The following is a 25,426-nucleotide window of genomic DNA, read 5'->3' on the forward strand; positions in this document are numbered from 1 at the left end:
CACGCCTCTCGCGACGCATGCTCGGCACCGCGTATGCCGTATCGCGTGTGCCGCACCACGTATGCGGGGCTGCGCTGCCGTCGTGCCGGTGCGGTCGTACCCGCGCTGGCCTGACCATGCGACCCGCCTGGATTGGGTGCGCGTGTCGGCGCGGTCCTGCGGGGGTGGGCGTGCCTCGTCGTATCTGTGCCGTCGTGCCCCTGCTGGTCGGGCTGCGCTGACCCGCCTGGATTGGGTGTATGTGCCGGCGCGGCTCTGCGGGTGTGGGCTGTCTCGTCCTACTTGTGCCGTCGCACATGCGTTGGTCGGGCTGTGCCGACCAACCTGGGTTGGGTGTTTGTGCTGGCGCGGTCCTGCGGGTGTGGGCTTGCCTCGTCGTATCTGTGCCGTCGTGCCCGTGCTGGTCGGGCTGCGCTGACCCGCCTGGATTGGGTGTATGTGCCGGGCTGCTTTGCCCGACCTACGTGGTCGGTCGGCGCTGTGCTGGGTGTTTCCAGGTGGGCGTGTGCGGGGCCGGTTGTGCCGACTGGGGTGTGTCGCTCCCCGAGCTGTGTGTGCCGCTCGTCTGCGTCGGCCGCTTGAGCTGCGGGTGCCGGCCGGTGCATCTTCATCTGTGGCGGGGCTGCGTGTGCCTCGTGAGGCTGGCGCGTGTCTGGCTGTTGGTGCCGGGATGTCGTGCCACCTCTGTGCGCCGGGCAGCCTGCTCGGTCGCCTGTGTGGCGCGCGTCTGCCGACCTGTCTGAGTTGGCGAGTGGCGCTTAGGCGCAGGTGGAGAGGAGTTGGCCGGTGTGGGTTATGAGGAGGTGGGGGCCGGGGGTGGCGGGGAGGTGGGTTCTGGGGGTGGGGACGGGGTGGCGGGTGCCGTCGGGGGAGATGAGGAGAGTGTTGGGGGCGTCCAGGGCGATGAGTTCGTCGTCGGCTCGGATGAGGACGGGGGCGGTGTAGGACCAGGAGAGGGCGGTGCGGCCGGCGGCTAGGGCTTGCAGGGTGGCGGTGGGGAGTTCGTCGGGGCCATCGGCGTTGGCGTCCACGGCGATCCAGGTGGTGGGGGAGCCGGGTGGCATGAGGGACGTGGGGTTGTGCCAGTCGCTGCCGCCGATGGGGGTGGTGTTCTCGAGGCCCCACGCCTGCCACCAGGCGACAGGGCCGCCCCAGGTCTGGTCGAGCCAGGACGAGTGCCAGATCTCGGCGAGTGGCGGGTGTTCGGGGAGCGGGTGGCGCCAGGAGCAGTCGCCGCCGAGCGGGTGGTTGATGGAGAGGAGACCGCCGCGCCGGGCGACTTCCGAGACCCACGTGGCGGCCGGCCGGCGGAAGTCGATCGGGCCGATCTCGCCGAACGCGTTGGCGTGGCCGGTGTCGGTGGTGACTTCCTGGCCGGGGATGAGGCCGATGCCGAAGCGCTTGCTGAGTGACGGGAGTTCGGGGTGGTGGGCGACGGTGTTGTGGTCGGTGACGGCGAGGACGTCGAGTCCGGCCGACACACCGAGCGCGGCAAGGTTGGCGATCGGGGTAGAGCCGTCCGAGTGCAGCGAGTGCGCGTGGAAGTCGCCGGCGATCCATTTCAGGCCGGACGAGGCGGGCAGCGTACGGCGCGGTGGTCGCGGCGGTACGGCGATCGCGGCCGAGGCGTCGGCGTACTCGGTGAGGCCGGGGATGGCGGCGACCGGGCCGGTGACTGCCTCGACGAGGAGTTCGACGCCTTCGACCGGCACTCGGTGCAGGCCGAGGACGACCCACCAGGTGCCTGCTTCGAGCTCGCCCGGAACGTAGCCCGGAGTGGCGGCCGACGGTGTGATCGCGAAAGTGGTGCGGGCACCGCCGGACCAGCCTCGCCAGCCGGCCGCGCCCTCGCAGCCGATGTCGATGACGGCACCCTCGACCGGCGGGATCGTGAGCGTGACGAGCAGGCCGGGGCAGTCGGCCGGGATGTCGACGGGCAGTGAATGCCAGACCGACTCGGCGCGGTCGTCGAGTGTCCATCGCCGGCGGTACGACGTGACGGCCATCAGGTGATCTCCCTGCTTTCGAACGAGCTGTGCGGCAGCATCAGACGACGGCGGCCGGCTCGGCGGCCAGGAGTTCGCCGGTGTCCTGCGTGTAGAGCAGGACACGAGAAGCCGGCGCGGTCAGCGCGACGGGCGCGCCGGGAGCCGGCTCGGTCTCTTCCGGGACCGTCACGCCGATGAGGGTGCCGGCACAGTCGACGGTGACGAGTGACTGGGTGCCGAGGTTCTCGGCGACGACGACCTCGCCGCGGAGTGCGGGCCCACTGACGTCGCCGGTGGCCAGCGTCAGGTACTCGGGCCGGATGCCGACCGTGACCTCGGCATCCGTCGGAGTGGACGAGGTGGCCGCAGGCAACGATCCGCCGGCCACCGACACGGTGCCGTCGCCGAGCACCTTGCCCGGGAGCAGGTTCATCGGCGTCGACCCGATGAAGTTCGCCACGAAGGTGTTGGCGGGACGGGCGAAGACCTCACGAGGCGATCCGAGCTGCCGGAGCTTGCCTGACTCCATGACGGCGATGCGGTCGGCGAGCGCCAGCGCTTCGGCCTGGTCGTGGGTGACGAAGACCGTGGTGATGCCGAGGTCGCGCTGGAGCTTCTTCAGGAACGTCCGCGCCTCGAGCCGGAGCCGCGCGTCGAGGTTCGACAGCGGCTCGTCGAGCAGCAGGACCTTGCCTTCGGACGCGATCGCGCGGGCCAGCGCGACGCGCTGCTGCTGACCGCCGGACAGCTGCCCGGGCTTGCGCTCGAGGAGCCCGTCCAGCGACAGCTCGCCCGCGGTCCGCGACGCGACATCGGCGCGCGTGGCCGCGGCGACCCGGCGGACCTTCAAGGGATAGGTGATGTTCTCGGACACGCTCATGTGCGGAAAGAGCGCGTAGTCCTGGAACACCATCGCCACACCGCGCTTGCCGGGCTCCGTACGAGTCACGTCCGCAGCGTCGATCCGCACCGTGCCCTCGGTCGCGGTCTCCAGGCCGGCGATCGTCCGCAGCAGCGTGGTCTTCCCGCAACCGGACGGGCCGAGGAGGGCGAAGAACTCGCCGTCGGCCACGTGCAGGTCCAGCCCGTCCACGGCGCGGACGCCGTTCGGGTAGACGGTCGCGAGGCCTTCGATGTCGATGCCCGCCATCAGCTCTTGATCCCTCCGTGGAAACGGAACCCGTAACGCGAGTTCACCAGCAGGTACAGCACGACGACCGGGATCGAGAACAGCAGCGAGAACACCGGCAGTACCTGCAAGTTCACGCTGCCGCCTTCGTCGGTGAGGGTCTGCATCAGCACCGCACCAGGCTGCTTGTCGATCGACCGGATGAGTAGGAAGGGCACCAGGAAGTTGCCCCAGGAGTTGACGAACGCCCACACCATGATGGTCGCCAGCCCGGGGCGTGCGACCGGGAGGACGACGTCGCGCAGGATCTGGCCGGTCGACGCACCGAAGACCCGCGCCGACTCCTCGTACGACTTCGGCACCGCGTCGACGAAGTCCTTCAGGATGAAGATCGCCGCCGGCAACAGCCCGCCGGTCATCACCAGCGCGACACCGAACCGGGAGTCGATCAGTCCGAGCTGGAACATCATCACGAAGATCGGCACCATCGCCGCCGTCCCGGTGACGACCGACGACAGCAGCAGCAACCCGTACAGCAGGGCGTCGCGCCCCGGGATGCGGACCCGGGACAGCGCGTACGACGCCAGCGCCGCGAACGCGGTCACCGCGACGGCGGTCGTCACGCAGATCAGCAACGAGTTGACCATCGAGTGCATCGCGTACGGGTGGTCCAGCGTTTTCCGGACGTTCTCCAGTGTCCAGTCCGGCCAGTGCACGCCGAGACCCGGCGACGCGTCGAACGGTGCCGACGCGATCCACAGCATGGGTACGGCGAAGAACAGCGTGATCGCGCAGATCAGGACGTAGAAGCCGATCCGGCGCAGCACAAAAGACGTCGTCACGAGCGCCTCCGCAACAGCCGCAGATAGACCAGTGAGACCAGCAGGTTCGCGATCAGCAACAGGAACGAGATGGCCGACGAATACCCGAGCTCACCGCCCTGCAACGCCACGTTGTAGATGTAGACCGGCACGGTCTCCGACTCGTGATTCGGTCCGCCCTTCGTGAGCAGGAACGGCGAGAAGTCGTTCGCCGTCCACAGCGAGATCAGCAGCGTGTTGGTCAGCACGTGCCCGCGGATGTGCGGGAACACCACGTCCCGCAGCGTCTGCCAGCCCGACGCTCCGACCATCCGCGCCGATTCCAGTTGCGACGGCGGCACGGCCTGCAGCGCCGACGAATAGAGCATCATCGAGAACGCCGTACCTCGCCACGTGTTGAAGACCACCAGGCATGCCATCGGGTAGTCGATCAGCCACGCGGTCCCCGGCGTGCCCAGCAGGCTGTTCAGAGTGCCGCCGTCGCGGTCGTAGAACGCGACCCACAGGTACGCGACCACGGTCGACGGCAGGATCCATGCGAGCAGGACGAACGCCTCGACGGTCCGGCGTACGGCGGGACGCGTGCGGCGCATCACCCACGCGAGCGTGAAGCCGAGCACGTTCTGCCCGATGATCGCGGAGCCGAGCACGAACAGCAGCGTCAGCCACAACGCGTTGTGGAACAGGGCGTCGTTCAACGCCTTCGTGTAGTTCGACAAGCCCACGATCGACGGCGACACGGCCTCGACGCCGGTCAGCCGGTAGTTCGTGATGCCGATGTAGATGGTCCATAGCGCGGGGAAGATCAGGAACGCGCCGATCAGCAGCATTGCGGGCGCGACGAAGCCGAGCGCCCGGCCGACGCCGAGGCCCGCGACGTCGCGCGCGGGTCCCCGGCCACCGCCTGATCGACGGCCCGATCCACGTCCCGGCACCGGCTCGGCGGGCACCGGAGGTGCGGAAGCGGAAGCCATCAGTTGCCGGCGACCTTGTCCTTGCCGCCGGCCGCAGTCTCGACGGCCTTCTGGTAGGCCCGAGCGGCCGCGTCCGTCGACTTGCCGCCGACGACGTCGGCCGTGGCCTGCTGCAGCGCGGCCGAGACCTTCGGGTACTCCGCCAGTCCGGGGCGGTACTGCGTGAGCGGGAGGACCTTCTCGGCGACGAAGCTCAGCATCGGGTCACTGGCGAGGACCTCGCTGTTGACGTCGCTGCGCTGAGTGATCTTGGCGGCGCCGTCGAGCGAGGCCTTCACCATGTCGGCGGAGTTCATGAACTGCAGGAACTCCCAGGCCTGCTGCGGAAACTTGGTGTTCGGGTTGATCACCGTCGCGCCGCCGCCCGACATCGAGACGAAGTCCTGTCCCTTCACGCCTGCACCCGGCAGAGCGGCCGGGATCAGGGCGTAGCCGACGGCCGTGTCGCGGTCGGCCATCTTGGCGACGCCCGCCTTGGGCTCCACCACGCTGCGCCAGAAGTAGTCGCCCTCCAGCAGGATGCCGATCTTGTTCGCGGCGAACTCGGCGAAGGACTTGTCCCGGCCCTTGGCCTCGCGCTGCAGCACCGGGTCACCGAGCCCTGTGCTGTAGATCTTGCGGTAGAAGTCCAGCATCTGGCGCAGCTTCGGGGTGTCGCCCAGCCACTTGCCGTCGGAGTTCACGGTCGCGCCGGTGCCCACCAGCAGCGGCAGCACGCCCTGCATGGTGGTTGCCTCGCCCATCGCGGTCCCGGCGTTGATCTGGATCGGCGTCACACCGGCGATCTTCTTCAGCGCCTGACCTGCGGAGATGATGTCGTCCCAGGACTTCGGCTGCCAGTCAGCGGGCAGCCCGGCCTGCTGGAACAGCTTCTTGTTGAAGTACAGCACGCGGCCGTCGGTGCCGCCGGGGACGCCGTACCGCTGGCCGTTGTAGCTGCCGAGCGCTTGGACCGACTCCGGGATCTGCTTCCAGCCGTCCCAGTCGTCCACGTTGGCGGCGTCGCCGACGGTGTCGGTGAGCGGCTTGATGTAGTTCGCCTGGGCGAACTCGCCGACCCAGATGCCGTCGATCTGGAACAGGTCCGGCCCGGCCTTGTTCGACAGGTCGAGCGACAGCTTCTGCTTGTAGACCTCGTCGTCGGAGCCGTCGCCCTGGAACTTGACCGTGACCTCGACGCCCTTGCCCTTCTGGTCGGCGACGAACTTCGGGATCAGCACGTCCTCGACGAAGGTCGCGCCGGCGCTGCTCTTTCCGCCCTTGACCGAGTTCGAACCGAAGGTCAGCTCGACCTTCTTGGCGTCGGCGTTCCGGTTCGCGTCTTGGTCGCCGCTGCCGGAGTCGGACGAGCCGAGGCATCCGGTGAGCAGGGCGAGGGCCGCGGCGCCGAGGACGCCGGCGGTGGTCAACCGCGAGAGAGATCGCATCAGGGCTCCTAGCAGAAGTGGTCCAGCAGCGTGCCGGTCAAACATTGGCACTCTCCGGCGACTATGTGAAGACTTTTTCCCAACCCGGAGGCGAACGTTGTCAGGGGCTACAGGCAACCAACCGCGAACTGTCAAGTCGGGATCCCGTGGCGGTCGTTGCGGAACAGTTAAAGGATGCTCAAGGTTGTGTGGCAACACGTAGTTGTCTAGATACAGAGGGTGATCAGTGGAGCTACTGTTCTTGCCGATCGCTTCAGCGGATCGGAGGTGAAACACGTGAGACTGCTTCATGGAGTCGCTTGCCTTGTCGACGACCTGCTCTGCCACTGCTGGTGCTGGTGGTGACTCTCGTCGTGACCGCGGCCGCGCGGTGACGACGCCGGGCTCCCGCTGACGCGCAAGCAGCGGGCATCCCCGGAACTCATCCCCGAGCACCGCCTGGCCGACCGAGAGCGACGGCACAAGAGACAAGGAGAGAGAAACGGCCGGCCCCGACTATGTCGGGGCCGGCCGTCCTCTCGTTGGCTGGTGGCTGGTGTCCTCCTCGGCTCAGCTCTGGGCCAGTTGCATCATCTGCTTCGGCAGCACCGTCATCTGGGCCGGGATCGGGACCTGCGGCCTGAGCAGCGACAGCAGGCTGGCGGCCGCACCCGCGATCGGCAGCGGCAGGGCAAGGCCCAGCGACGCCAGCAGCGCGTTCACGAGTGCCAGCACCGCGCCCAGGATGTCCAGGCTCGGCACCGGAAGGCCGCTCCAGGCCTGGATCGGCGTGCCCGCGGCGCTCATCGTGCCGGTCGGCTGCGCCTGCTTGGCCTTCCCCTTGCCAAGCAGCGACGTCAGGGCGAGCCCACTGGCGGCGTTCGCGAACGTCCCGGTGTCCTCGTCGTAGTTCCACTTCTGGCCGTCGCCGTCACGGCAGGGCAGGACCAGTAGTGGAGCGGACGCCGGAACCTTGGCCAGGTCCGCACCGCTGTCCAGGCAGGCTCCGGTCGCGGCAAGGGCGCCACCGACGCTCTTGCTCATCGCGACCTGCAGTTGGCCGGACTCGGTGTAGATCCACTCCTGGGTCTTGCCCTCCTTGCCCGGCGCACACGCCATCATGACCGCCATCGGGACCTTGTCGGCCGCGACGAACGTCAGGCAGTAGCGGGTGTCGGAGCGGGTGGCGATCTGTTGTGCCACGCCCACGGTGACGCCGGGTGCCGTCGAACCACGGGGTGCCGGGTTCGCGGCCTGGGCCGGTACGGCGGTGGCGATCGCCACGCTGACCGCGAGCACCACCACGCCGGTGCGACTGAACAGCTTTCGGATGATCAAGACAACCTCCAGAGGTCGTGCCATCGCTTGGCGTCAGGTCGTCGGGACCCCGTGGCGCGAGCCGGAACGCCGGCAGTGACTCAGCGCGACGTTGACGCCACAACAAGTAAGGCACAGGTGTGACCGGGGAGGTTATGCCGATCTCGCGAAACTTGATGTCAATGGCAACTAACTGCCAGGCAGACGTCGTTGCGCAAGGCATTTACATCGGGATGCGAGGCCGCTGTTCCGCCGTTGTGAGCTGTTCGAGATCTTACGGCAATCCGCTGCGATTCCGGGAGCGCACCGCGTTGGAAGATGCCGTAGGCAACAGAGTTGTCAGTGCGGCTGCTTGGTGTCCCTGGGGTCCGGCGCGAGCTCCTGCTCGGTCGCCAGGCGCTCGTCGGCGGGCGCCTCCGGCGAACCCTCGAGGCGCGGCGGGACATCGGCAGCGGCGTCACTTTCCGTGATCTCTCCGCCGACGGTGTTACTCGGCGTGCTCGCCGCCTGGGCGCGCAGCTCGCGCATCTCCTTGCGGCGCCGCCAGCCGCGACCGAGTCCCTTCTTCGTCAGCCACAGGCCCGCGATCAGCGCGGCACCGGCCACCGCACCGAGGAAGAAGATCGTCGGCACCGAGACGCCGAAGTCGACGCCGAACACCTCCATCGTCGTCGAGGCGGTGGACGACACCGAGACACCCAGGCCGAACAGCACGGCCAGAACGATCAGAACAACTCCGAGGACGACCATGACACGCTGCCTCTCCGTCCGGAGACCGCCGGACTCGTCAGGCCTCACTGCTCAGTAATGCGGAGAGCAGCGCCACCGCGCCGCTCTTGTCGAGTGGGTTGTTCTGGTTCCCACACTTGGGCGACTGTACGCACGAAGGGCATCCGTCCGTACATTCACAGTGTGCAATCGCCTCGCGTGTCGCGGTCAACCACTCGCGCGCCGCGGCGTACCCGTGCTCGGCGAATCCGGCGCCACCGGGGTGACCGTCGTACACGAAGACCGTCAACCGGCCGGTGTCGGCGTGCCGGGCGGTGGAGACGCCGCCGATGTCCCAGCGGTCGCAGGTCGCGAACAGCGGGAGGAGCCCGATCGACGCGTGCTCGGCCGCGTGGGCCGCGCCCGGTACGTCCGCCAGCCCGAGCGCCTCGACGGCGGAGTCGGGCATCGTCCACCACACCGCCTTGGTTCGCAGGGTGCGCTCGGGCAGGTCCAGCGGCTGCTCGTCGAGTACGTCGCCGGTCGCGATCAGCTTGCGCTGGTACGAGATGACCTGACTCGTCACCTGGACCCAGCCGCGCGACAACTCCGCCGTCCCCCAGGTGCACGTCTCCTCGGTCGCGAGGATGCTGATCTCGGTCACGTCCCGCGCGAAGGTCGTGTAGTCGGGCGAGGCGGGCTCGACGACCGCGGCGTGCTCCTCGAGGTCCAGCGATCGCACCAGGTACGACTCGCCCGCGTGCACGTAGACGGCGCCCTCGTGCACCGACGCATGCGCGGAGCCGCCGTCGACCGTGCCGAGCAGGCGACCGGTCCGGTCCTCGACGATCTGCACCGTCTTGCCGCCGGCGGACCGGATGTCGATGGCGTCGACGGCGCGCTCCCGGCGCGTCCAGAACCACCCGTGCGGGCGCTCCCGCAGCGCACCCTGCCGTACGAGTTGCGCGATCACCTGCGCTGTCGTCTCGCCGAAGGTCTCGAAATCGTCGGGCGTCAGCGGTAGCTCCTGGGCGGCGGCGCACAGTTGGGGTCCGAGCACGTACGGGTTCTCCGGGTTGAACACGGTGGCTTCGACGGGGCGGCCGAAGATGGCGCCCGGGTGGCGCACCAGGTAGGTGTCCAGTGGGTCGTCCCGCGCGATCAGGAGTGCCAGCGCGTCCCCGCCGGCGCGCCCGGCGCGACCGGCCTGCTGCCACAGCGAGGCGCGAGTGCCGGGCCAGCCTGACAGCAGCACGGCATCCAGTCCCGCGATGTCGATGCCCAACTCGAGAGCATTGGTCGCCGCGACGCCGGTGAGCTCGCCGCTCTGCAACATGCCCTCGAGCCGCCGCCGCTCCTCTGGCAGATACCCGGCCCGGTACGCCGACACCTGTTCCGTCAGCGCCGGGTCGACCTCAGCCAGGTTCTCCCGGGCTGTCATCGCCACCGTCTCGGCTCCACGGCGCGAGCGGACGAACGCGACCGTGCGGACACCCGTGACCACCAGGTCGGTCAGCAGGTCGGCCACCTCGGCTGTGGCGGACCGTCGTACCGGTGCGCCGTTCTCGCCGTGCAGGGCGGTCAGTGGCGGCTCCCAGAGACCGAAGGCGATGCCGCCGCGTGGAGAGCCGTCCTCGACCACCTCCACCATCGGCAGCCCGGTCAGGCGCTCACCTGACAGCGCCGGCTCGGCCACTGTCGCCGAGGCGCAGACGAAGATCGGATTGGCGCCGTACTGCGCGCAAACCCGCCGCAGCCGCCGCAGTACGCCGGCGACGTGCGCACCGAAGACGCCGCGGTAGTGGTGACACTCGTCGACCACGACGTACTGCAGGCAGCCCAGGAACCGCGCCCAGCGTTGATGGTTCGGCAGGACCGACCGGTGCAGCATGTCCGGGTTGCTGAGCACGTACGTCGCGTGGTCGCGCGCCCAGTCCCGCTCGGTCCGCTCCGAGTCGCCGTCCAGCGTCGTGGCCCGCAGACCCGGCACGGTGTACGCCGAGACCGCGCGCAACTGGTCGTGGGCGAGCGCCTTGGTCGGAGACAGGTAGAGCACCGACGCCGTACGACGGTGTGGCGACGCGGCCTGCGCGATGCTCAACGTGGCGAAGGCCGGCAGCAGGTACCCGAGCGACTTGCCGGATGCCGTCCCGGTCGCCACGACGACGTGCCTGCCCGAATACGCCGCCTCGGCGGTCGCGACCTGATGGGTCCAAGGGGCCGCGATGCCGGCGTCCCGCAACTGGTCGAGCACCTCGGACGGCACCCACCGCGGCCAATCACACGTTTGTCCCGGCCGTGGCGGCACCGCCTCGACATGCGTCAACCGGTCGTCACGACCGGCGGCCAGGCGCTTCAGGACGGCAGCCGCCTCACCACCTGCACGCATACGGTGAGCGTAGTGCCCTGCACGGACAAGGGCTTGCCGCTGAGAGTCCGCTGAGAATGCACGCGCGGATGCACGTGGCTTTTTCCGGAGGGGAATCGACTTCGGGTGGGCGAGATGAAAGAGTTTTCGGCAACGGGTCTTCTCACGGTCCGTACATGGTTGAATGCAGCAGTTCATGGGATCGGAGGCCGAAGTGGATCTGTCGCTGACCGCGCGCGCCGAGGGCGGGCGAACCGTCATCGAGGTTGCGGGGGAGATCGACGTCTACACCGCACCGAAGCTCAGGGAGAAGATCGCCACGCTCGTCGAAGAAGGCGTCTACGACATCGTCATCGACCTGGAACGCGTGGAGTTCCTGGACTCCACCGGTCTCGGTGTCCTCGTCGGCGGCCTGAAGCGGGTGCGCACCCACGACGGATCCCTGTCCCTGGTCTGCACCCAGGAGCGGCTGCTGAAGATCTTCCGGATCACCGGCCTGACCAAGGTCTTCGACATCCACCCGGACGTCGCCTCGGCGATCTGATGAAGCGAAACGGTGTCCGCCACGCTACTTTCGGTGATTGTTCCGCCCAGGTTCCGGCAGGGGTCTTGCCGGGCCGACCCGGTATGGCGTAGACCACCCTGTCGTCAGGTCTGGTCGGGAACCCGTTAGAGTAACCCACCGCGCCAGCCCATTGGCGCTGTGTCGTATTTCCCCAACCCTTCGGTTGCGGCAGACGGGGGCCGTCAAGCCTGGATGGGTTGCCTACAAGGAGGACGGATGTCCGCGCTGCTTGCTCCACAAGCGGTGGATCTTTCGTCGAGCAACACCACACTGGTGATCGTTGTCGGGGTGATCGCGATTCTCGCGGTCGTCATCGCGATGGTCTTCCGGGGCCAGGTGCTTGCCGCGAACGATGGCACCGAGAACATGAAGACGATCGCCGCGGCGGTTCAGGAAGGCGCCTCGGCGTACCTGAACCGGCAGTTCCGGACATTGTCGATCTTCGCCGTGGTCGCGTTCCTGTTGCTGTTCCTGCTGCCGGCCCACACCGACGGCGGCAACGAGACCACGCTGAAGATCTTCCGCTCGGTGTTCTTCCTGGTCGGCGCGGGCTTCTCCGCCGCGATCGGCTACCTCGGCATGTGGCTCGCGACGCGCGCCAACGTCCGGGTCGCCGCGGCCGCCCGGGACGAGGGCCGCAACCCGGCGATGCGGGTCGCGTTCCGCACCGGCGGCACCGTGGGCATGGCGACCGTGGGCTTCGGCCTGTTCGGCGCCGCGCTCGTCGTGCTGCTGTTCAAGGGCGACGCTCCGACCGTGCTCGAGGGCTTCGGTTTCGGCGCCGCGATGCTCGCGATGTTCATGCGGGTCGGCGGCGGTATCTTCACCAAGGCCGCCGACGTCGGCGCCGACCTGGTCGGCAAGGTCGAGCAGAACATCCCCGAGGACGACCCGCGGAACGCCGCGACGATCGCCGACAACGTCGGTGACAACGTCGGCGACTGCGCCGGTATGGCGGCCGACCTGTTCGAGTCGTACGCCGTGATGCTGGTGGCCTCGCTGATCCTGGGCAAGGCCGCGTTCGGCGAGCAGGGCCTGATCTTCCCGCTGATCGTGCCGGCCATCGGCGCGGTCACCGCCGTCATCGGCGTCTTCCTGACCCGTCCGCGGACCGGCGAGAACGGCCTGCGGACGATCAACCGGGCGTTCTACATCTCCGCGGTGATCTCCGGTGTGCTGTGCGCGGTGGCGGCGTTCGTCTACCTGCCGAGCAGCTTCAAGGACCTGACCGGCGCGAGCGAGTCGATCGCCGCGACCGACGGCGACCCGCGACTGATCGCGACCATCTCGGTCATCATCGGTATCGTCCTGGCGGCCGTCATCCTGGCACTGACCGGGTACTTCACCGGCACCGAGGACAAGCCGGTCAAGGACGTCGGCAAGTCGTCGCTGACCGGTGCCGCCACGGTGATCCTGTCCGGTATCTCGGTCGGCTTCGAGTCCGCCGTCTACACCGCCGTGGTGATAGCGGCGGCCGTGTACGGCGCCTTCCTGGTCGGCGGCTCCGGTGTGGTCGCGCTGTTCGCGATCGCGCTGGCCGGTTGCGGTCTGCTCACCACCGTCGGCGTCATCGTCGCGATGGACACCTTCGGCCCGGTCTCCGACAACGCGCAGGGCATCGCCGAGATGTCCGGTGACGTGGACGGCGAGGCGGCCCAGATCCTCACCGAGCTGGACGCCGTCGGCAACACCACCAAGGCGATCACCAAGGGCATCGCGATCGCCACGGCCGTGCTGGCCGCGACCGCGCTGTTCGGTTCCTACACCGACGCGATCCGCTCCTCGCTGGGCGACCAGTACGCCAAGTTCGAGGCCGACGCCCTGGTCTTCAACCCGGGCACGCTGGTCGGTCTGATCCTCGGTGCCGCGGTCGTGTTCATGTTCTCGGGTCTGGCCATCAACGCCGTCGGCCGCGCCGCCGGTGCGGTCGTCTACGAGGTCCGCCGGCAGTTCCGCGACATCGCCGGGATCATGGAGGGCACCGCCCGTCCGGAGTACGGCAAGGTCGTCGACATCTGCACCCGCGACTCGCTGCGGGAGCTGGCGACGCCGGGTCTGCTGGCGCTGACCGCGCCGATCGCCGTCGGCTTCGGCCTCGGCGCCCCGGCGCTGGCCGGCTACCTGGCCGGTGCGATCGGCGCCGGCACGCTGATGGCGGTCTTCCTGGCCAACTCCGGTGGTGCCTGGGACAACGCCAAGAAGCTGGTCGAGGACGGCAACCACGGCGGCAAGGGTTCGCCCGCGCACGAGGCCACCGTCATCGGTGACACCGTCGGCGACCCGTTCAAGGACACCGCCGGTCCGGCCATCAACCCGCTGATCAAGGTGATGAACCTGGTCTCGGTGCTGATCGCTCCGGCGGTCGTCGGGATGTCGGCGATCGGCGACGACACCAACACCGCGCTGCGGATCATCATCGCGGTCGTGGCCGTGGTGATCCTGGCCGCCGCCGTGTTCGTCTCCAAGCGCCGGGAGTCGGTCATCGCCGACACGCCGGCCGAGGTGAACGCCGCCGCCTGATTCGCGGTACCTTCCGAAGCGGCCCGCCGGCCTGTCCGGCGGGCCGTTTCGCATGTCTGGACCCGGGGCCGTCGGCTCTTCTACTGTCGTCCTGTGAGGATTGCCCGGGTGCCCGCGCTGCTGCTCCTGGTTGCGGTGGGCGTGCTCGGCGCGCTGCAGCCGGCGAACGCCGCGACGCCGCAACCGGATGTGGCGTACCTCAACGCCGCGCACCAGATCAACCTCACGATCATCGAGTCCGCCCGCGCCGCGACGACCAAGGGCAAGACCGCCTGCGTACGACGGGTCGCCGCGCAGCTCGACCGCGACCACAGCAAGCTCTCGGCGCAGGAGCTCGACGTTGCCACGCGTCTCAACATCCTGCTGCCGACAGAGCCCTCCCCGACGCAGCGCCAGCAACTCAACGCTGTCGCGGCCAAGGCCGGCACCGCCGGGTACGACGCTGCCTGGCTGGCCCTGCAGCGGCAGGAGCATCAGCAGTACCTGGCGCTCGTCAACGGTGAGCTGCCGATCAGCGCGTCGCCGGCCGTCGAGTCACTCGCAGACGGTGCCAAGCCCGTGCTCCAGATGCATCAGCGTCTGGTGGCAGGTACCTGCAAGACGGGCACCACCACCACTCCGGTGGTGCCAACCGGCGACGGCGGCCAGCACGCGGACGCGGAGAAGGCTCGTGCCCGGGCCGCGGTGATCCTGCTCGGCATCGGACTGGTGCTGCTGCTGGTCGGCAAGTCGATCTCCGTACGGCGACGTCTGGCCGGCGTCATCGCACTGGGGGCCGGTCTGGTCATGCTGTTCGGCGGACAGCCCGCCAACACGGGCAAAGTCCCGGCCGCGGGGAAGACGGCCGCGGAACGAGAGGCCGCCGTACCACCTGTCCGGCTGAAGCTGCCCGGTGTCCTGGAGGCAGCGGTGCAGCCGGTCGGGACCGGCGCCAACGGCCAGCTGCAGGTGCCCAAGTCCAGTGCGGACGTCGGCTGGTGGGCCGCCGGTGCGGCACCGGGCGCTGACGGCGGCACAGTGCTGCTCGCGGGACATGTGGACACCACTCGCGGGCGTGGTGTGTTCGCGGCGCTGTCCGAGGTGCCGGTCGGCACCACCGTCGGCGTGACGAGCGGCGACGGCGAGGAGCACTGGTACCGCATCGTGGCGCGCCGGACGTACAAGCAGGAGGCCCTGCCCGCCGACCTGTTCCAAGGCGCGGCGAAGCCCCGGCTGGCGCTCGTGACCTGCACCGGTTCGTACGACCGTGCGGCGCGCCGCTACAGCCAGAACCTCGTGCTCTACGGCGTTCCGGTCGACTGATCTTTTGGTAGTGACTTCCAGCAACGGTCGACCGAAGTACGCCCGCCGTCGACTTTCGGCTGATGTGCTCCCCCGCGGGATGGGGGATCGTCGGGGTCGTGGTCAGGGAATTAACCGATAGCAGCCGTTCGGGCGCCGGCGGCAGAATCAACCCACGGGTGGACACACCGGATCCGCCCGGGGTCCGATGCTCAGCACCGTGTGGGCCTCGATACTGATCTCATCACGACACATCCCGCCCGACCGGGGACGATTTCACGCCATCTGACGAGGAGCACGGCGATGATCGAGGCAAAGGGCCTCACCAAGCGATACGGCACGACAGTTGCCGTTGACAACCTGTCTTTCGAGGTGAAACCCGGCAAGGTGACCGGCTTCCTCGGCCCGAACGGGGCCGGCAAGTCGACCACCATGCGGATGATCCTCGGGCTCGACACCCCGACGTCCGGCGAGGTCACGATCGACGGGCAGCGGTACCGTGACCTGCACCGGCCGCTGACCAAGGTCGGCGCGCTGCTGGACGCCAAGTGGGTGCACCCGAACCGCTCGGCGCGCGCCCACCTGACCTGGATGGCCGCGTCCAACAAGTTGCCGAAGTCATCGGTCGACAAGGTGCTCGAGATGGTCGGCCTGACGTCGGTCGCGAACAAGCGGGCCGGCGCCTTCTCGCTGGGCATGTCGCAGCGGCTCGGGATCGCCGGCGCGCTGCTCGGCGATCCGGAGGTGCTGCTGTTCGACGAGCCGGTGAACGGTCTCGACCCGGAGGGCATCGTCTGGATCCGGACGTTCATGCACCGGCTGGCCGACGAGGGCCGGACCGTGCTGGTCTCCAGCCACCTGCTGTCCGAGATGGCGCTCACCGCCGAGGAACTGGTCGTCATCGGCCGCGGCAAGCTGATCGCGCAGAGCAGCACCCAGGAGTTCGTCGACCGCGCCAGCGGTACCACGGTGAAGGTGCGGACGCCGCAGCTCGACCAGTTCGCCGCCGTGCTGAGCCAGCAGCAGCTGGCCACCCGGATCGAGGACGTCGACGACCAGGGCAAGGTGCTGTTCGTCGAAGGCGACCTGACCACCGACCAGGTCGGCGAGGCGGCCGCCGCGCACGGCATCGTGCTGCACGAGCTGACGCTGCAGCGCGGTTCGCTGGAACAGGCATTCATGCAGATGACCGGTGACTCGGTCGAGTACCACGCGCACGAGGAGATCGCCGCTGTGACCTCGCTCGACGCCCCCGACGCCGCCGAGGTGGCCGCGGGTCCGAAGGAGGACAACTGACATGTCGGTGATCGCAGTCGAGCGCATCAAGCTCTTCTCCACCCGCTCACCGTGGTGGTGCATGGTGATCGCGGCCGTGCTGACCGTCGGCTTCGCCGCGCTGACCACCGGCTTCCTGAAGGGCGCCGAGGAACAGCAGGCGACGATCTTCATCACCCAGCCGGGCGCCCAGCTCAGCCAGATGGTGATGATGGTGATGGCCGCGCTGGCCGTCACCACCGAGTACCGTTTCGGCACCATCCGGACCAGTTTCCAGGCCGTCCCGCAGCGCGCCGCGCTGCTGCTCGGCAAGACCGCGGTGGTCGCGTTCCTGGCCGGCGTCGTCGGGCTGATCGCGTCATTCGGCGCCTGGGGTATCGGGAGCCTGTTCGCCGGCAACGCGGACCTGGCGATCGACACCGCGGCCGAGTGGCGGCTGCTGGCCGGTCAGGGCCTGATCTTCGCGATCTCCGCGGTCTTCGCGGTGGCGGTCGGCATCCTGATCCGGCAGAGCGCCGGTGCGATCGCGATCCTGATCCTGTGGCCGCTGCTGGTCGAGAACCTGCTCAACCTGATCCCGAAGGTCGGCGACGACCTGGCCAAGTGGGCGCCGTTCGCGAACGGCAGCTCATTCCTCAACCAGGGCCAGGACTTCGGCCTCGCGGGGCAGGGGGCGGGCGGCAGCGACTTCGCGCTCGGACCCTGGTGGTCCTTGCTGTACTTCGCCGGCTGGGCGGCGGCGCTGATGGCGATCGCGTTGTTCTCGGCGAGCAAGCGCGACGCGTGACCGCGTTGCTTTCACAGTCCACCCCGGTCGGAGGTTGAGGGGCCCTTGACCGGGGCAGGGGCCCGGCCGGGCTGAGGGGTCCTGGCCGCGACGGCCCGTGGTACATCCGGTCTCCGGATGGACCGCGGGCCGTTTCCCTTTCGGTCCTGGGGTGGCCCGTGGCCCGGCAAACGTCTACCGTGCCGCGCATGACCGATTGGGCTCAGGTGCGCGACACCGGTGACGCGGTTCCCGAAGGACGGCCGCTGGGCGAGTTGGTGGCCGAGCTGGCCGGGATGCTGCGGTCGCCGGATCCCGTCGTCCGGGACCGGCACGCGTACTCCGTGCTGGCGACCTGGATCGGGCGTGGCGTGCTGTCCGCGGACGAGTTGCGGGCGCTCGGCGACCTGATGGTGCCGCGGTTCGGCGACCCGGAGATCCAGGCGCGGACGTTCGCTCCGCTGATCCTGGACTCGATCGTGTCGGCCGGGGTCTTCGAGCCGAGCTGGGTGCCGCCGTTCGAGCGCTGGTACGTCGGCGAGGAGGACCTGCGCGGGTACGACGAGAAGCTCGGCTGGCTGCACGCGGTCGCGCACGGTGCGGACCTGCTCGGGACGCTCGGGCTGCACGAGGCGGTCGAGCCGGTGCAGATGCTGCGGCTCGGGATCGGGCGGCTGCTGACGCCGACGTCGTACGTGCTGCGCGACATGGAGGACGACCGCCTCGGCTACGCGCTCGCGGCCACGCTGACCCGCTCCGACCTGAGCGGCAGCGACGCCACGGACTGGCTGGACCCGGCGATCCGGGCGCTGTCGAACCCGCCGGCCGAAGGCATCACACCCGAGGTGACGAACACGATCCGGACGCTGCGGGTGGTGTACGTCCTGGCCGATCACGGTCTGCGGGTGGGAGATGCGAAGAAACTCACACAGGTCCCGCAACGCGAGCAGGTCAAGACAAAGTTGGCCGACGTGCTCCGGATCGTGACTCCGTACTACCTCTGAGCGTCCAGGCAACGATCTGCCGACGGATCGCGCATCCGACTTTCGTCGCTGGTTTCCCTGAAAACTCCCTGAGCGACGCCATGTCACGGTCCAGGGCGCAGTACAGGTGGGTTCCGGTGGCAACGGGGCCTCTGTGCATGACAATGTCTCTGCTGGCATGCCATGGCCCCCTCCCATGGTGGTGCCAACGCCACTACCGGAGTAGTGCCAACACCATCAGATCTGGTCCCCCCGCGAGGTTAGCTTTTACCGACAAGAGCCTGGGGGCGCAGTTGAGAGAGGGCGCGGAGAAGTCATGGTTGCGACATACCTGAAGCGTTGGGTCGGCAGCCGGATCCTCAACAGGTCCACCCGCAAGGGTGGTCTCGACCTGTCGAAGATGCGGATGTTTCCCAGCTCGGTCTCGATGCCGCTGCGCCGGCACGGGGTGGACCCGGTGCCGGAGCTGGCCGCGGTCCGGGAGACCGAGCCGGTGCACAAGCTGGCGCACCTGTTCGGGCTGAACGTTTGGGTGGTCAGCGGGCACGCCGAGGCGAAGTACGTGCTCTCCAACGAAGAGGACTACAGCCACGACATCCGGCCGCTGGTCGGCTCGGACCCGAACAAGCCGTCGGAGGGGATCGGCGGCCTCGGCTTCACCGACCCGCCGGACCACACCCGGCTGCGGAAGCTGCTGACGCCGGAGTTCACCAAGCGCCGGCTGGCCCGGCTGGAGCCGGCGATCGAGAAGATCGTCAACGACCAGCTGGACCTGATGGAGGCCAAAGGGCCGGTCGCCGACATCGTGTCCGACTTCGCGTTCAACGTGCCGTTCCTGCTGATCGCGGACCTGCTCGGCGTGGAGGAGCAGGACCGTGACCGGTTCCGGGCGCTCGGTCCGGCCCGGTTCGACATGTCCGGCGGCGGTATCGGGCTGTTCGGGTCGGCGTCGGAATCGCGGGAGTTCCTGTTCGAGATCGTCCGGAAGCAGCGGGTGAACCCCGGCGACGGGCTGATCGGGTCGATCATCCGCGCCCAGGGCGACGGGCTCGACGACGTCGAGCTCGGCGGACTGGCCGACGGCGTGTTCCTCGGCGGGTACGAGACGTCGGCCAGCATGCTCGCGCTCGGGACGCTGGTGCTGCTGCGCGACCCGGAGAACTTCGAGCGGATCCGCAACGAGCCCGGCGCCGTCGACGGGATCGTCGAGGAGCTGCTGCGGTACCTGACCGTGGTGCAGGTCGCGTTCCCGCGGTTCGCCCGGCACGACCACGAGCTGTTCGGGCACCAGGTGAAGAAGGGCGACCTGGTCGCGGTGTCGCTGTCCGGCGCGGACCGGGACAAGGTGGTCTTCGGGTCGGACGCCGAGGACTTCTACCCGCGTCGTACGGTGTCCGCCGCGCATCTCGCCTTCGGCCACGGCATGCACCGCTGCGTCGGCGCCGAACTCGCCCGGATGGAGCTCCGCGCCGCGTTCACCGCGCTCGCGCACCGCTTCCCCGACCTGGCCCTGGCCGTCCCCGAGGAGCAGCTCCGCTTCCGCGACTTCTCGATCGTCTACGGCGTCGAGTCCCTGCCGGTCCAGCTACACCGCGCCACCACCGAACAAGCCGCCGGCTGACGGCGTCAGGTCCTTCGTGGACCTGCCGACGAAGCGGATGGCGGCCGGGGTCCTGTTCCGGGCGGTGGACGGACGGGTCCTGCTCGTCGAGCCGTCGTACAAGCCGAACTGGGAGATCCCCGGCGGGATCGTCGAGGCCGACGAGTCGCCGTGGGCCGGAGCGGCGCGCGAGCTGCGCGAGGAGCTCGGCTGCGAGCGCCCGGTGGGGAGGATGCTGGTCGTCGATCACGTGCACGCGTACGACGGCAGGCCCGACGGGATGATCTTCGTCTTCGACGGCGGTGTCGTGACGGACGCCGACGTCGCGGCCTTCAGCTTCGCCGACGGCGAGATCCTGTCGGCCGGCCTGTACACGCCGGCTGAGGTTCGCACGCTCGGCAAGCCGTTGCTCGCGGACCGTCTCGAGGCCGCCGTCGAAGCGGTCGAGGAGGGCGTCGTCGTGCTCTGCGAGCACGGCCAGCGGGTCAGGTGACCTGGTTGCGCAGCGCCAGCAGTTGCTCGAAGCGGCTGGCGAGGGTGGGGTTGTGGGTGCGCAGGCGGGTCAGGTCGCTGCGGGCCTCGAGTTGGTGTGTGAGCAGGATGCCGCGGCTCTGGTCGAGGAGCTCGACGGCGCGGGCGCGAAGCTCGCCGGCGACTGCCGGATCGCTCGCCGCGTCGGCCAGTTGGAGGGCGGCGGCCGCGGCGTCCGGGCCGAGCGCGGTGAACTGGCGGAGGCCGTGTTCCTGGTCGGCGCGGTCCAGCGAGCGTGGAGCCACGAGCGGAAGCTGGGCGATCGCCGCCGCGTACGCTTCCAGCGCCTCTGCCCAGTCCTGCACCTCGGCCGCCAGCGCACCCCACGCGAAGGCCGCCTGGCAGCGCCCGATCGGCGGGTGTGACGTCTCGCCGACGATGGCCCGGTACTCGGCGAATGCCGATGTCAGCGTCTCGTGGTCGCCGGTACGCCGGTAACGCTGGACCAGACTGTGCGCCAGGTTCGTCCGGCTCCCCGCCCGGAACGCGGGCCCGGCCGTCGGCGCGGCGAGAACTTCGTGATGGACGGCGATCGCGGCGTCGAGATCCGCGAGATCCCCGTCGCGGCCGTACCGGTCGGTCAACGCGATCGCGAGGTTCGACCGGAACACCGGCAGCCGGTTGTTGTCCGGCCTGGATTCCCGCACCGCGCGCTGGAGGATCTCGACCAACTCGTCCACCAGCGCCGGCTCGTGGGTCGTTTCGTATTGGGTTCGCACGGCGAGCGCAAGGTTGCTGAGGTGGCCGGGATCGACGGTACCGGCCGCAGTCCCGAGCTCGACGGAGCGTCGGAGGTCGGCGATCGCGCTCTCCAGGAGCCCGGCGTCCTGGTCGCGCATACTCCGCTCCCACCGCGCGTTGCCGAGCATGTTGAGCCGTGCGGCCAGGAACGCGCTGCCAGGCTCGGCGGCCGCCGCTGACCGGCGCAGCAGTTCGATCGCGTCGTCCAGGCTGGCGAGGTGCCCGGTCCGCTCGTAGCGCAGCCGCAGGCTGAAACCCACGGCGACCTGCGCACGACTCAGCGGCTCCGGCTGGTCGGTGAGCTCGTCGATCGCCCGCAGACCGGCTTCGATGGAGCGGTCCAGGTCGGTGACCTCGCTGTACGCCTCGAACCGCAGGCGCAGCGCCTCGCACAGCGTCGTCAGTGCGGTGCTGGTCGCCGCCGTGCCGGCTTCGGCCGAGGCGATGATCCGGTCGAGGGCGGCGTCGTCGGGCGTCTCGACGTACCGCAGCAACTGGGCGTCGGCGTGGTCGGCCTCCAGAGCAGCCAGATCGCCGGCCAGCGCGTCGGCTTCCGGGTGCGACGGCGCGATCCGGCCGATGCAGTCCCGGACGAGGTCGACGGCTTCCTGGAGTACGGCGGAGCGGTCGGCGGTGACCCGGCCGGAGCCGAGCGCTCTGACGACGGCGCGGACGACCGAGGGCAGCTCGACCGAATCGGAGGGGGTGACCTCGAGCGCCGCGCGGCCTTCGCTGATCGCTTCGGCCAGGACAGCAGCGTCCCTCGTCAGCTCGTGCTGCTTGACGAGGGCCGTGACGACGACCGCGCGCCGGACGTGGAATTCGGGTGCCGACGGCGCCGTCGCAGCGACGACACGTCGCGCCAGTGCGACCGCCTCCGCAGCTTCGGACTCGTCGCTCGCCGCTACCCGCAGCGCGTCGGCGAGCGCCATCAGCCGCCGGACGTGGTCCGGGTCCTCCGGATCGGTCTCGGCGACCGCCTGCCGCAGCGTCTGCACGGCCTCGGCGAGCACCGCGGGCTCGGGCGCGAGTGTGTGTACGACGCGTTGTGCGTTCCCGAGGATCTGCAGCGCGCGTCCGCGGTCGGCGGCGGGGACGGCGCCGACCGCCCGCCGTGCATGGTCGACGGCCTCGTGCGCGACCGCTGTGTCCTGGTCGGCGCGGGCGCGGTGAGTCAGGGCATGGGCGAGGTTGAGCAGCGCGGATCCGTTCGCCGGCTCCTGAGCCACCGCCCACCGGGCAGTGGCGATCGCGTCGTCGAGCAGCTCCCGCCGGCCGGTGCGTTCGTACCCCATCTGCACCAGATACGCGAGGAATGCGGCCTGGGACGGCCGGTCCGTCGTGGCCAGCCGGAACGCGCAGCGTTGCAGGTCGACCGCGGCCTGCAGGTTTTCCAGTGAGCCGTCCCGCTCCCACGCCGTGTAGACCTGGGACGCCTGATCGTGGAGCAGCCCGTCGCGCCCGAGCAGGTACCCCGATTCGTCGGCCGCGGTCGCCTTGCTGATCGCATCGGCCGTGATGAACAGGTCGATCGGCAGACCGGTGTGCTGATAGCGGATCCAGAACAGGTTCCCGAGGTCGAACAGGAACGTCGCCGTCGCGGGTCGGGTGTCGTCGAGCCGATGCGCGGCGTTGGTGAGCAAGGTGATCGCCCGGTCGAGGGCCTCGAGGTTCCTGGACTCGTAGTACCGATCGACCTCCTGCATCGCCTCGACGCTTTCCGCGACGGCCTGTTCGCGGATCCGCACCCAGTGCCGCAGCTCCTCCGGCAGTGCGTACGGCAGCTGAGGAGCGATCGGTGCGAGCATGTCGACGGCCTTGCTGAGGGCGAATTCGCCGTCCGGCCCCAGCGCGACGCAGCGGCACCAGAGCACCAGTCCGACCGCGTACCGGGCCTCGAGGTCCTGCGGGAAGCCGGGGAGCGCGGTCAGCCGCTCCAGCTCGTCGTCGACCGCAGGGCCGAGTACGGCGTCACTCGCCGGATCCCGTTCCCACCGCGCCACCCGTGCGAGCAGCGCGTCGATCAGCTGCCGGGACATGAGCTCACCGCCCGCATCGCGCGGAGCTTGCCCAGCTCGACCAGCCGCTCACCCGCACTGGTCCGAAGTGTGACCTGGCCGTCGTCGATCCGGATCACCGCACCGCACAGCACAGCGCTGTCGGTCGTGAGTTCGACCATCGGCTGGTCCTTGGCCGGGCCGTACCAGGTTGTGGCGACCGCGGCGGTCAACAGCGCCGCACAGGTCAGGCTGAGCGCGATGCCGCGGCGCAGTGCGCGGGCGGCGTCCTGGGCCTCGCGATGGTCCGCGATCGGGCCCGGCGGCAGCGCACTGACCTGAACGACCGATGGCCGGCCGTTCGCTGCCCGGAGCAGGTAGAGCGCACCGGAGGCGCCGGCAACCAGGGCGAGCAGGAGCAGCAGGCCGACCGCGACGGCTGCCCCGGAGGCGAGCTCGCCGATGTCCGAGCGGCCCTTCACCAGGCTGAAGCCGATCAGGGCGACGAGCAGGCCGGCGAGGCCGTTGCGCCACTGGGTCGCCGCCGTCCGGACCCGCGGGAGCTCGGTACGGCGCATCGCGTCGAGCTGCTGGGCCCGCCGGAGATCGGCCGGCGTGGCCGCGCGGCCGGCAGCCGGACGATCGGTCATGAGCCGGCCGGGACGTCGAAGATCCAGTACGCGCCGCAGCCGACCCGGTCCGTGGGCCGGCCGGGGTGTGCCTCGGCGCAGGTGCAGATGATCGGCACCGAGCGGATGCTGCCGGCCGCACCGGTCCCGCCGCCCGGCCGGCTGCCGGGATCACCGCGGAAGACGCCGTCGAGCAGCGGGACCTCGATCGAGGCGTCGCAGCGCGGGCAGCGGCCGCCGAGCAGCGACGTGCCGACTCCGAAGTTCTCGATGACGAACGTCCCGGCGGCCTGCTCGGCGTATCCGGGCTCGCTCACCTCGCGATACGGAACGGGTTCGTTCCGCACGGCGTCGTCTGTCGTCACGGTCTCTCCTTCGCCGCTGAGCGGTCAGGGCCCGAGATGGATGAACGGCATCCACACGCTCGGACTGGTCGGGTGGCGGTCACGCAAGCGGCGGACCACGCGGTACAGAGCCTGTGCGGCACGGGTGCTGTCCGGCCGGCCGCCGTTGCCCGCGAGCTCGGTGTAGACCGCCTCGACGACATCCGCGGCGGTCGGGTCGTAGACGGACCAGAGGGTGGCGATCACCTGGCGGTAGCCGGCGTAGTGGATGGCTGCCGCCAGCGTGATGACCTCGTCCGGCAGCTCGACTCCACCGGTCGCCGTCTTGCAGGCCGACAGGAACGCCAGCTCACCCTGATACGTGGCGCCGGTGATGCTGTGCACCGTCAGGGTGCCGTCGTGCAGGATCAGGCCGCCGTTCGACGGGTCGGTGACGTCCTGGTTCCCGTGGCAGCTGAAGTGCACCCAGGGATGGCGGCCCAGCTCGGCCCGTACGGCGGTCGTGGTGGCCGCCTCGCCGTACAGGACCGTGCTGCTGCCGGCGAAGAGGCGGGTCAGGAGCTCGACCTCTCGCTCGACGTCGGGAAGCGGAGTCTGGCCGGGAACGTCGGGGGCAGCGACCACCAGGAGCCCCGGATCGGCCGCGCCGACCGGCGATTTCGTTGCCTCAAGCAACGCTCGGACGGTCGGTGTGTACGACGGGACGACCCGGTCGAGCACAGTGTCGCCGGTCGTGCCCGCGGCGTACCGCCCGGCGGCGTGCAGCGGCATCGCGGTGAGCAGGCCGGACGGGCACCACCACAGTCGCGGCCAGCTGTCGCCCTCGGGTCTCGTCGTGTGTCCGAGCGCCGTGAGGACCGGCTCCGCGATCGCGGTCCACAGCCAGTCGAGGACCTCGAGGATCGTTCCTTCCCCGCGGATCCGCTCGGCGTGCAACTGGGCCGCCGCGGCGTGGAACGCCTGGATGGACGCGATCGACCGGTCGCCGTCCAGGAACGGGCGCTGGGCCTCGGCCGCAACCTGCCGCGCGGCCTCGAAGTCGTGAACGGTCTGCAGGTAGCGCAGCGCCTCCTCGACGGTGTCGTCGTACGTCGCCGGCAGCGGGATCACCCGCTCGACGCCGTCCGCCGCCACGATCACGGCGTCGGATCGCAGTCGCCCGACCGTGACCACGACGACCGGCCCACCGGTCGCGGCCCGCCGCAGCTCATCCACGCCCGGCGGCCGGAGGAAGCCCGAGAAGCCGTCGATGCGGCGGATCTCCGCCAGCAGCTCGTCCCACTCCCGCTCGAAGGCGATCCGCTCGCCGCCCCGTCGAGCATCGGCCGCCGCAAGTTCGTCCAGCCTGCGCATGTGATCTTCCAACGCGTCCCCCAGAACGCTCGGCACCCGACTGCTCACCCTAAGGTGACGCGGGTCCTCGGGCCAGTGTCGCGGCGATGACAGCAAGTGAAAAGCGATACGCCGAGTACGGTCCGGGTGG

The 25,426-nt window shown here is 69.6% G+C and carries 19 protein-coding genes and 1 pseudogene; 8 read left to right on the forward strand and 12 right to left on the reverse strand.

Annotated features, from left to right (window positions below; translation table 11 throughout):
- Window positions 1–758: 758 nt before the first annotated feature.
- The 8 genes from ABZX12_RS34740 to ABZX12_RS34775 form a co-directional block, all read right to left on the reverse strand.
- Window positions 759–2,006, reverse strand: a complete 1,248-nt coding sequence (locus ABZX12_RS34740) for a CehA/McbA family metallohydrolase (RefSeq protein WP_355699680.1) — start codon at window positions 2,004–2,006, stop codon at window positions 759–761.
- 40 nt (window positions 2,007–2,046) lie between these two features.
- A complete protein-coding gene (locus ABZX12_RS34745) occupies window positions 2,047–3,138 on the reverse strand; it encodes an ABC transporter ATP-binding protein (protein WP_355699681.1) in 1,092 nt (363 codons plus the stop codon).
- Window positions 3,138–3,959 (reverse strand): carbohydrate ABC transporter permease, encoded by an 822-nt coding sequence (locus ABZX12_RS34750; RefSeq protein WP_355474981.1) that lies wholly within the window; start codon window positions 3,957–3,959, stop codon window positions 3,138–3,140. The genes ABZX12_RS34745 and ABZX12_RS34750 overlap by 1 nt, the downstream gene beginning before the upstream one ends.
- Window positions 3,956–4,912, reverse strand: a complete 957-nt coding sequence (locus ABZX12_RS34755) for a sugar ABC transporter permease (RefSeq protein WP_355699682.1) — start codon at window positions 4,910–4,912, stop codon at window positions 3,956–3,958. The genes ABZX12_RS34750 and ABZX12_RS34755 overlap by 4 nt, the downstream gene beginning before the upstream one ends.
- Window positions 4,912–6,339, reverse strand: coding sequence for an extracellular solute-binding protein (locus tag ABZX12_RS34760; protein WP_355699683.1), 1,428 nt, complete (start codon window positions 6,337–6,339; stop codon window positions 4,912–4,914). Before ABZX12_RS34760 ends, ABZX12_RS34755 begins: the two co-directional genes overlap by 1 nt.
- Before the next feature lie 549 nt (window positions 6,340–6,888).
- Window positions 6,889–7,656 carry a hypothetical protein gene (locus tag ABZX12_RS34765; RefSeq protein WP_355699684.1) on the reverse strand — a complete coding sequence of 256 codons (768 nt, stop codon included), beginning with the start codon at window positions 7,654–7,656 and terminating at the stop codon, window positions 6,889–6,891.
- A 318-nt stretch (window positions 7,657–7,974) separates the two neighbouring features.
- On the reverse strand, window positions 7,975–8,385 hold the full coding sequence (locus ABZX12_RS34770; protein ID WP_355699685.1) for a hypothetical protein: 411 nt from the start codon (window positions 8,383–8,385) through the stop codon (window positions 7,975–7,977).
- A 37-nt stretch (window positions 8,386–8,422) separates the two neighbouring features.
- Window positions 8,423–10,732: a DEAD/DEAH box helicase gene (locus tag ABZX12_RS34775; protein WP_355699686.1), complete on the reverse strand. Its 2,310-nt coding sequence runs from the start codon at window positions 10,730–10,732 to the stop codon at window positions 8,423–8,425.
- Between the two features lie 193 nt (window positions 10,733–10,925).
- Between ABZX12_RS34775 and ABZX12_RS34780 the strand changes: the two genes are divergently transcribed.
- From ABZX12_RS34780 to ABZX12_RS34815, 8 genes and pseudogenes are all read left to right on the forward strand, one after another.
- Entirely contained in the window at window positions 10,926–11,255 is a 330-nt protein-coding gene (locus ABZX12_RS34780) for an STAS domain-containing protein (protein WP_355475853.1), read from the forward strand.
- Window positions 11,256–11,492: 237 nt separating this feature from the next.
- Window positions 11,493–13,796: a sodium-translocating pyrophosphatase gene (locus ABZX12_RS34785; RefSeq protein WP_355699687.1), complete on the forward strand. Its 2,304-nt coding sequence runs from the start codon at window positions 11,493–11,495 to the stop codon at window positions 13,794–13,796.
- 93 nt (window positions 13,797–13,889) lie between these two features.
- Window positions 13,890–15,098 carry a DUF4142 domain-containing protein gene (locus ABZX12_RS34790; RefSeq protein WP_355699688.1) on the forward strand — a complete coding sequence of 403 codons (1,209 nt, stop codon included), beginning with the start codon at window positions 13,890–13,892 and terminating at the stop codon, window positions 15,096–15,098.
- A gap of 282 nt (window positions 15,099–15,380) precedes the next feature.
- A complete protein-coding gene (locus ABZX12_RS34795; protein ID WP_355699689.1) occupies window positions 15,381–16,373 on the forward strand; it encodes an ABC transporter ATP-binding protein in 993 nt (330 codons plus the stop codon).
- A 1-nt stretch (window position 16,374) separates the two neighbouring features.
- Complete coding sequence (locus ABZX12_RS34800; protein WP_355699690.1) at window positions 16,375–17,139, forward strand: ABC transporter permease; 765 nt, start codon at window positions 16,375–16,377, stop codon at window positions 17,137–17,139.
- Between the two features lie 188 nt (window positions 17,140–17,327).
- Window positions 17,328–18,122 carry a DUF2785 domain-containing protein gene (locus ABZX12_RS34805; RefSeq protein WP_355699691.1) on the forward strand — a complete coding sequence of 265 codons (795 nt, stop codon included), beginning with the start codon at window positions 17,328–17,330 and terminating at the stop codon, window positions 18,120–18,122.
- Window positions 18,123–18,417: 295 nt separating this feature from the next.
- On the forward strand, window positions 18,418–19,722 hold the full coding sequence (locus ABZX12_RS34810) for a cytochrome P450 (protein ID WP_355699692.1): 1,305 nt from the start codon (window positions 18,418–18,420) through the stop codon (window positions 19,720–19,722).
- Between the two features lie 16 nt (window positions 19,723–19,738).
- Window positions 19,739–20,194, forward strand: a pseudogene (locus ABZX12_RS34815) (NUDIX hydrolase); the annotation flags it as partial.
- Here ABZX12_RS34815 and ABZX12_RS34820 read toward each other — a convergent pair.
- Genes ABZX12_RS34820 through ABZX12_RS34835 form a run of 4 tightly spaced genes read right to left on the reverse strand, consistent with a single transcriptional unit; the run spans window position 20,187 to window position 25,296 of the window.
- On the reverse strand, window positions 20,187–23,012 hold the full coding sequence (locus tag ABZX12_RS34820; protein WP_355699693.1) for a hypothetical protein: 2,826 nt from the start codon (window positions 23,010–23,012) through the stop codon (window positions 20,187–20,189). The pseudogene ABZX12_RS34815 and the gene ABZX12_RS34820 sit on opposite strands and share 8 nt — an antisense overlap.
- Window positions 22,997–23,620: a hypothetical protein gene (locus tag ABZX12_RS34825; RefSeq protein ID WP_355699694.1), complete on the reverse strand. Its 624-nt coding sequence runs from the start codon at window positions 23,618–23,620 to the stop codon at window positions 22,997–22,999. The genes ABZX12_RS34820 and ABZX12_RS34825 overlap by 16 nt, the downstream gene beginning before the upstream one ends.
- Window positions 23,617–23,964 carry a hypothetical protein gene (locus ABZX12_RS34830; RefSeq protein ID WP_355699695.1) on the reverse strand — a complete coding sequence of 116 codons (348 nt, stop codon included), beginning with the start codon at window positions 23,962–23,964 and terminating at the stop codon, window positions 23,617–23,619. Before ABZX12_RS34830 ends, ABZX12_RS34825 begins: the two co-directional genes overlap by 4 nt.
- Window positions 23,965–23,988: 24 nt before the next feature.
- The gene (locus ABZX12_RS34835; protein ID WP_355699696.1) at window positions 23,989–25,296 is read right to left on the reverse strand and encodes a CHAT domain-containing protein; all 1,308 of its coding nucleotides are present in this window, start codon (window positions 25,294–25,296) and stop codon (window positions 23,989–23,991) included.
- Window positions 25,297–25,426: the final 130 nt, after the last annotated feature.

Source organism: Kribbella sp. NPDC003505, assembly GCF_040610875.1.
In the GTDB taxonomy this organism is placed as follows: domain Bacteria; phylum Actinomycetota; class Actinomycetes; order Propionibacteriales; family Kribbellaceae; genus Kribbella.

Bases quoted from the DNA above. Each gene is read 5' to 3' on its own strand.
- ABZX12_RS34820 (WP_355699693.1), bottom strand. From the start codon at position 23,012: ATGTCCCGGCAGCTGATCGACGCGCTGCTCGCACGGGTGGCGCGGTGG.
- ABZX12_RS34835 (WP_355699696.1), bottom strand. From the start codon at position 25,296: ATGCGCAGGCTGGACGAACTTGCGGCGGCCGATGCTCGACGGGGCGGC.
- ABZX12_RS34745 (WP_355699681.1), bottom strand. From the start codon at position 3,138: ATGGCGGGCATCGACATCGAAGGCCTCGCGACCGTCTACCCGAACGGC.
- ABZX12_RS34785 (WP_355699687.1), top strand. From the start codon at position 11,493: ATGTCCGCGCTGCTTGCTCCACAAGCGGTGGATCTTTCGTCGAGCAAC.
- ABZX12_RS34795 (WP_355699689.1), top strand. From the start codon at position 15,381: ATGATCGAGGCAAAGGGCCTCACCAAGCGATACGGCACGACAGTTGCC.
- ABZX12_RS34740 (WP_355699680.1), bottom strand. From the start codon at position 2,006: ATGGCCGTCACGTCGTACCGCCGGCGATGGACACTCGACGACCGCGCC.
- ABZX12_RS34755 (WP_355699682.1), bottom strand. From the start codon at position 4,912: ATGGCTTCCGCTTCCGCACCTCCGGTGCCCGCCGAGCCGGTGCCGGGA.
- ABZX12_RS34775 (WP_355699686.1), bottom strand. From the start codon at position 10,732: ATGCGTGCAGGTGGTGAGGCGGCTGCCGTCCTGAAGCGCCTGGCCGCC.
- ABZX12_RS34770 (WP_355699685.1), bottom strand. From the start codon at position 8,385: ATGGTCGTCCTCGGAGTTGTTCTGATCGTTCTGGCCGTGCTGTTCGGC.
- ABZX12_RS34800 (WP_355699690.1), top strand. From the start codon at position 16,375: ATGTCGGTGATCGCAGTCGAGCGCATCAAGCTCTTCTCCACCCGCTCA.
- ABZX12_RS34805 (WP_355699691.1), top strand. From the start codon at position 17,328: ATGACCGATTGGGCTCAGGTGCGCGACACCGGTGACGCGGTTCCCGAA.
- ABZX12_RS34810 (WP_355699692.1), top strand. From the start codon at position 18,418: ATGGTTGCGACATACCTGAAGCGTTGGGTCGGCAGCCGGATCCTCAAC.
- ABZX12_RS34825 (WP_355699694.1), bottom strand. From the start codon at position 23,620: ATGACCGATCGTCCGGCTGCCGGCCGCGCGGCCACGCCGGCCGATCTC.
- ABZX12_RS34760 (WP_355699683.1), bottom strand. From the start codon at position 6,339: ATGCGATCTCTCTCGCGGTTGACCACCGCCGGCGTCCTCGGCGCCGCG.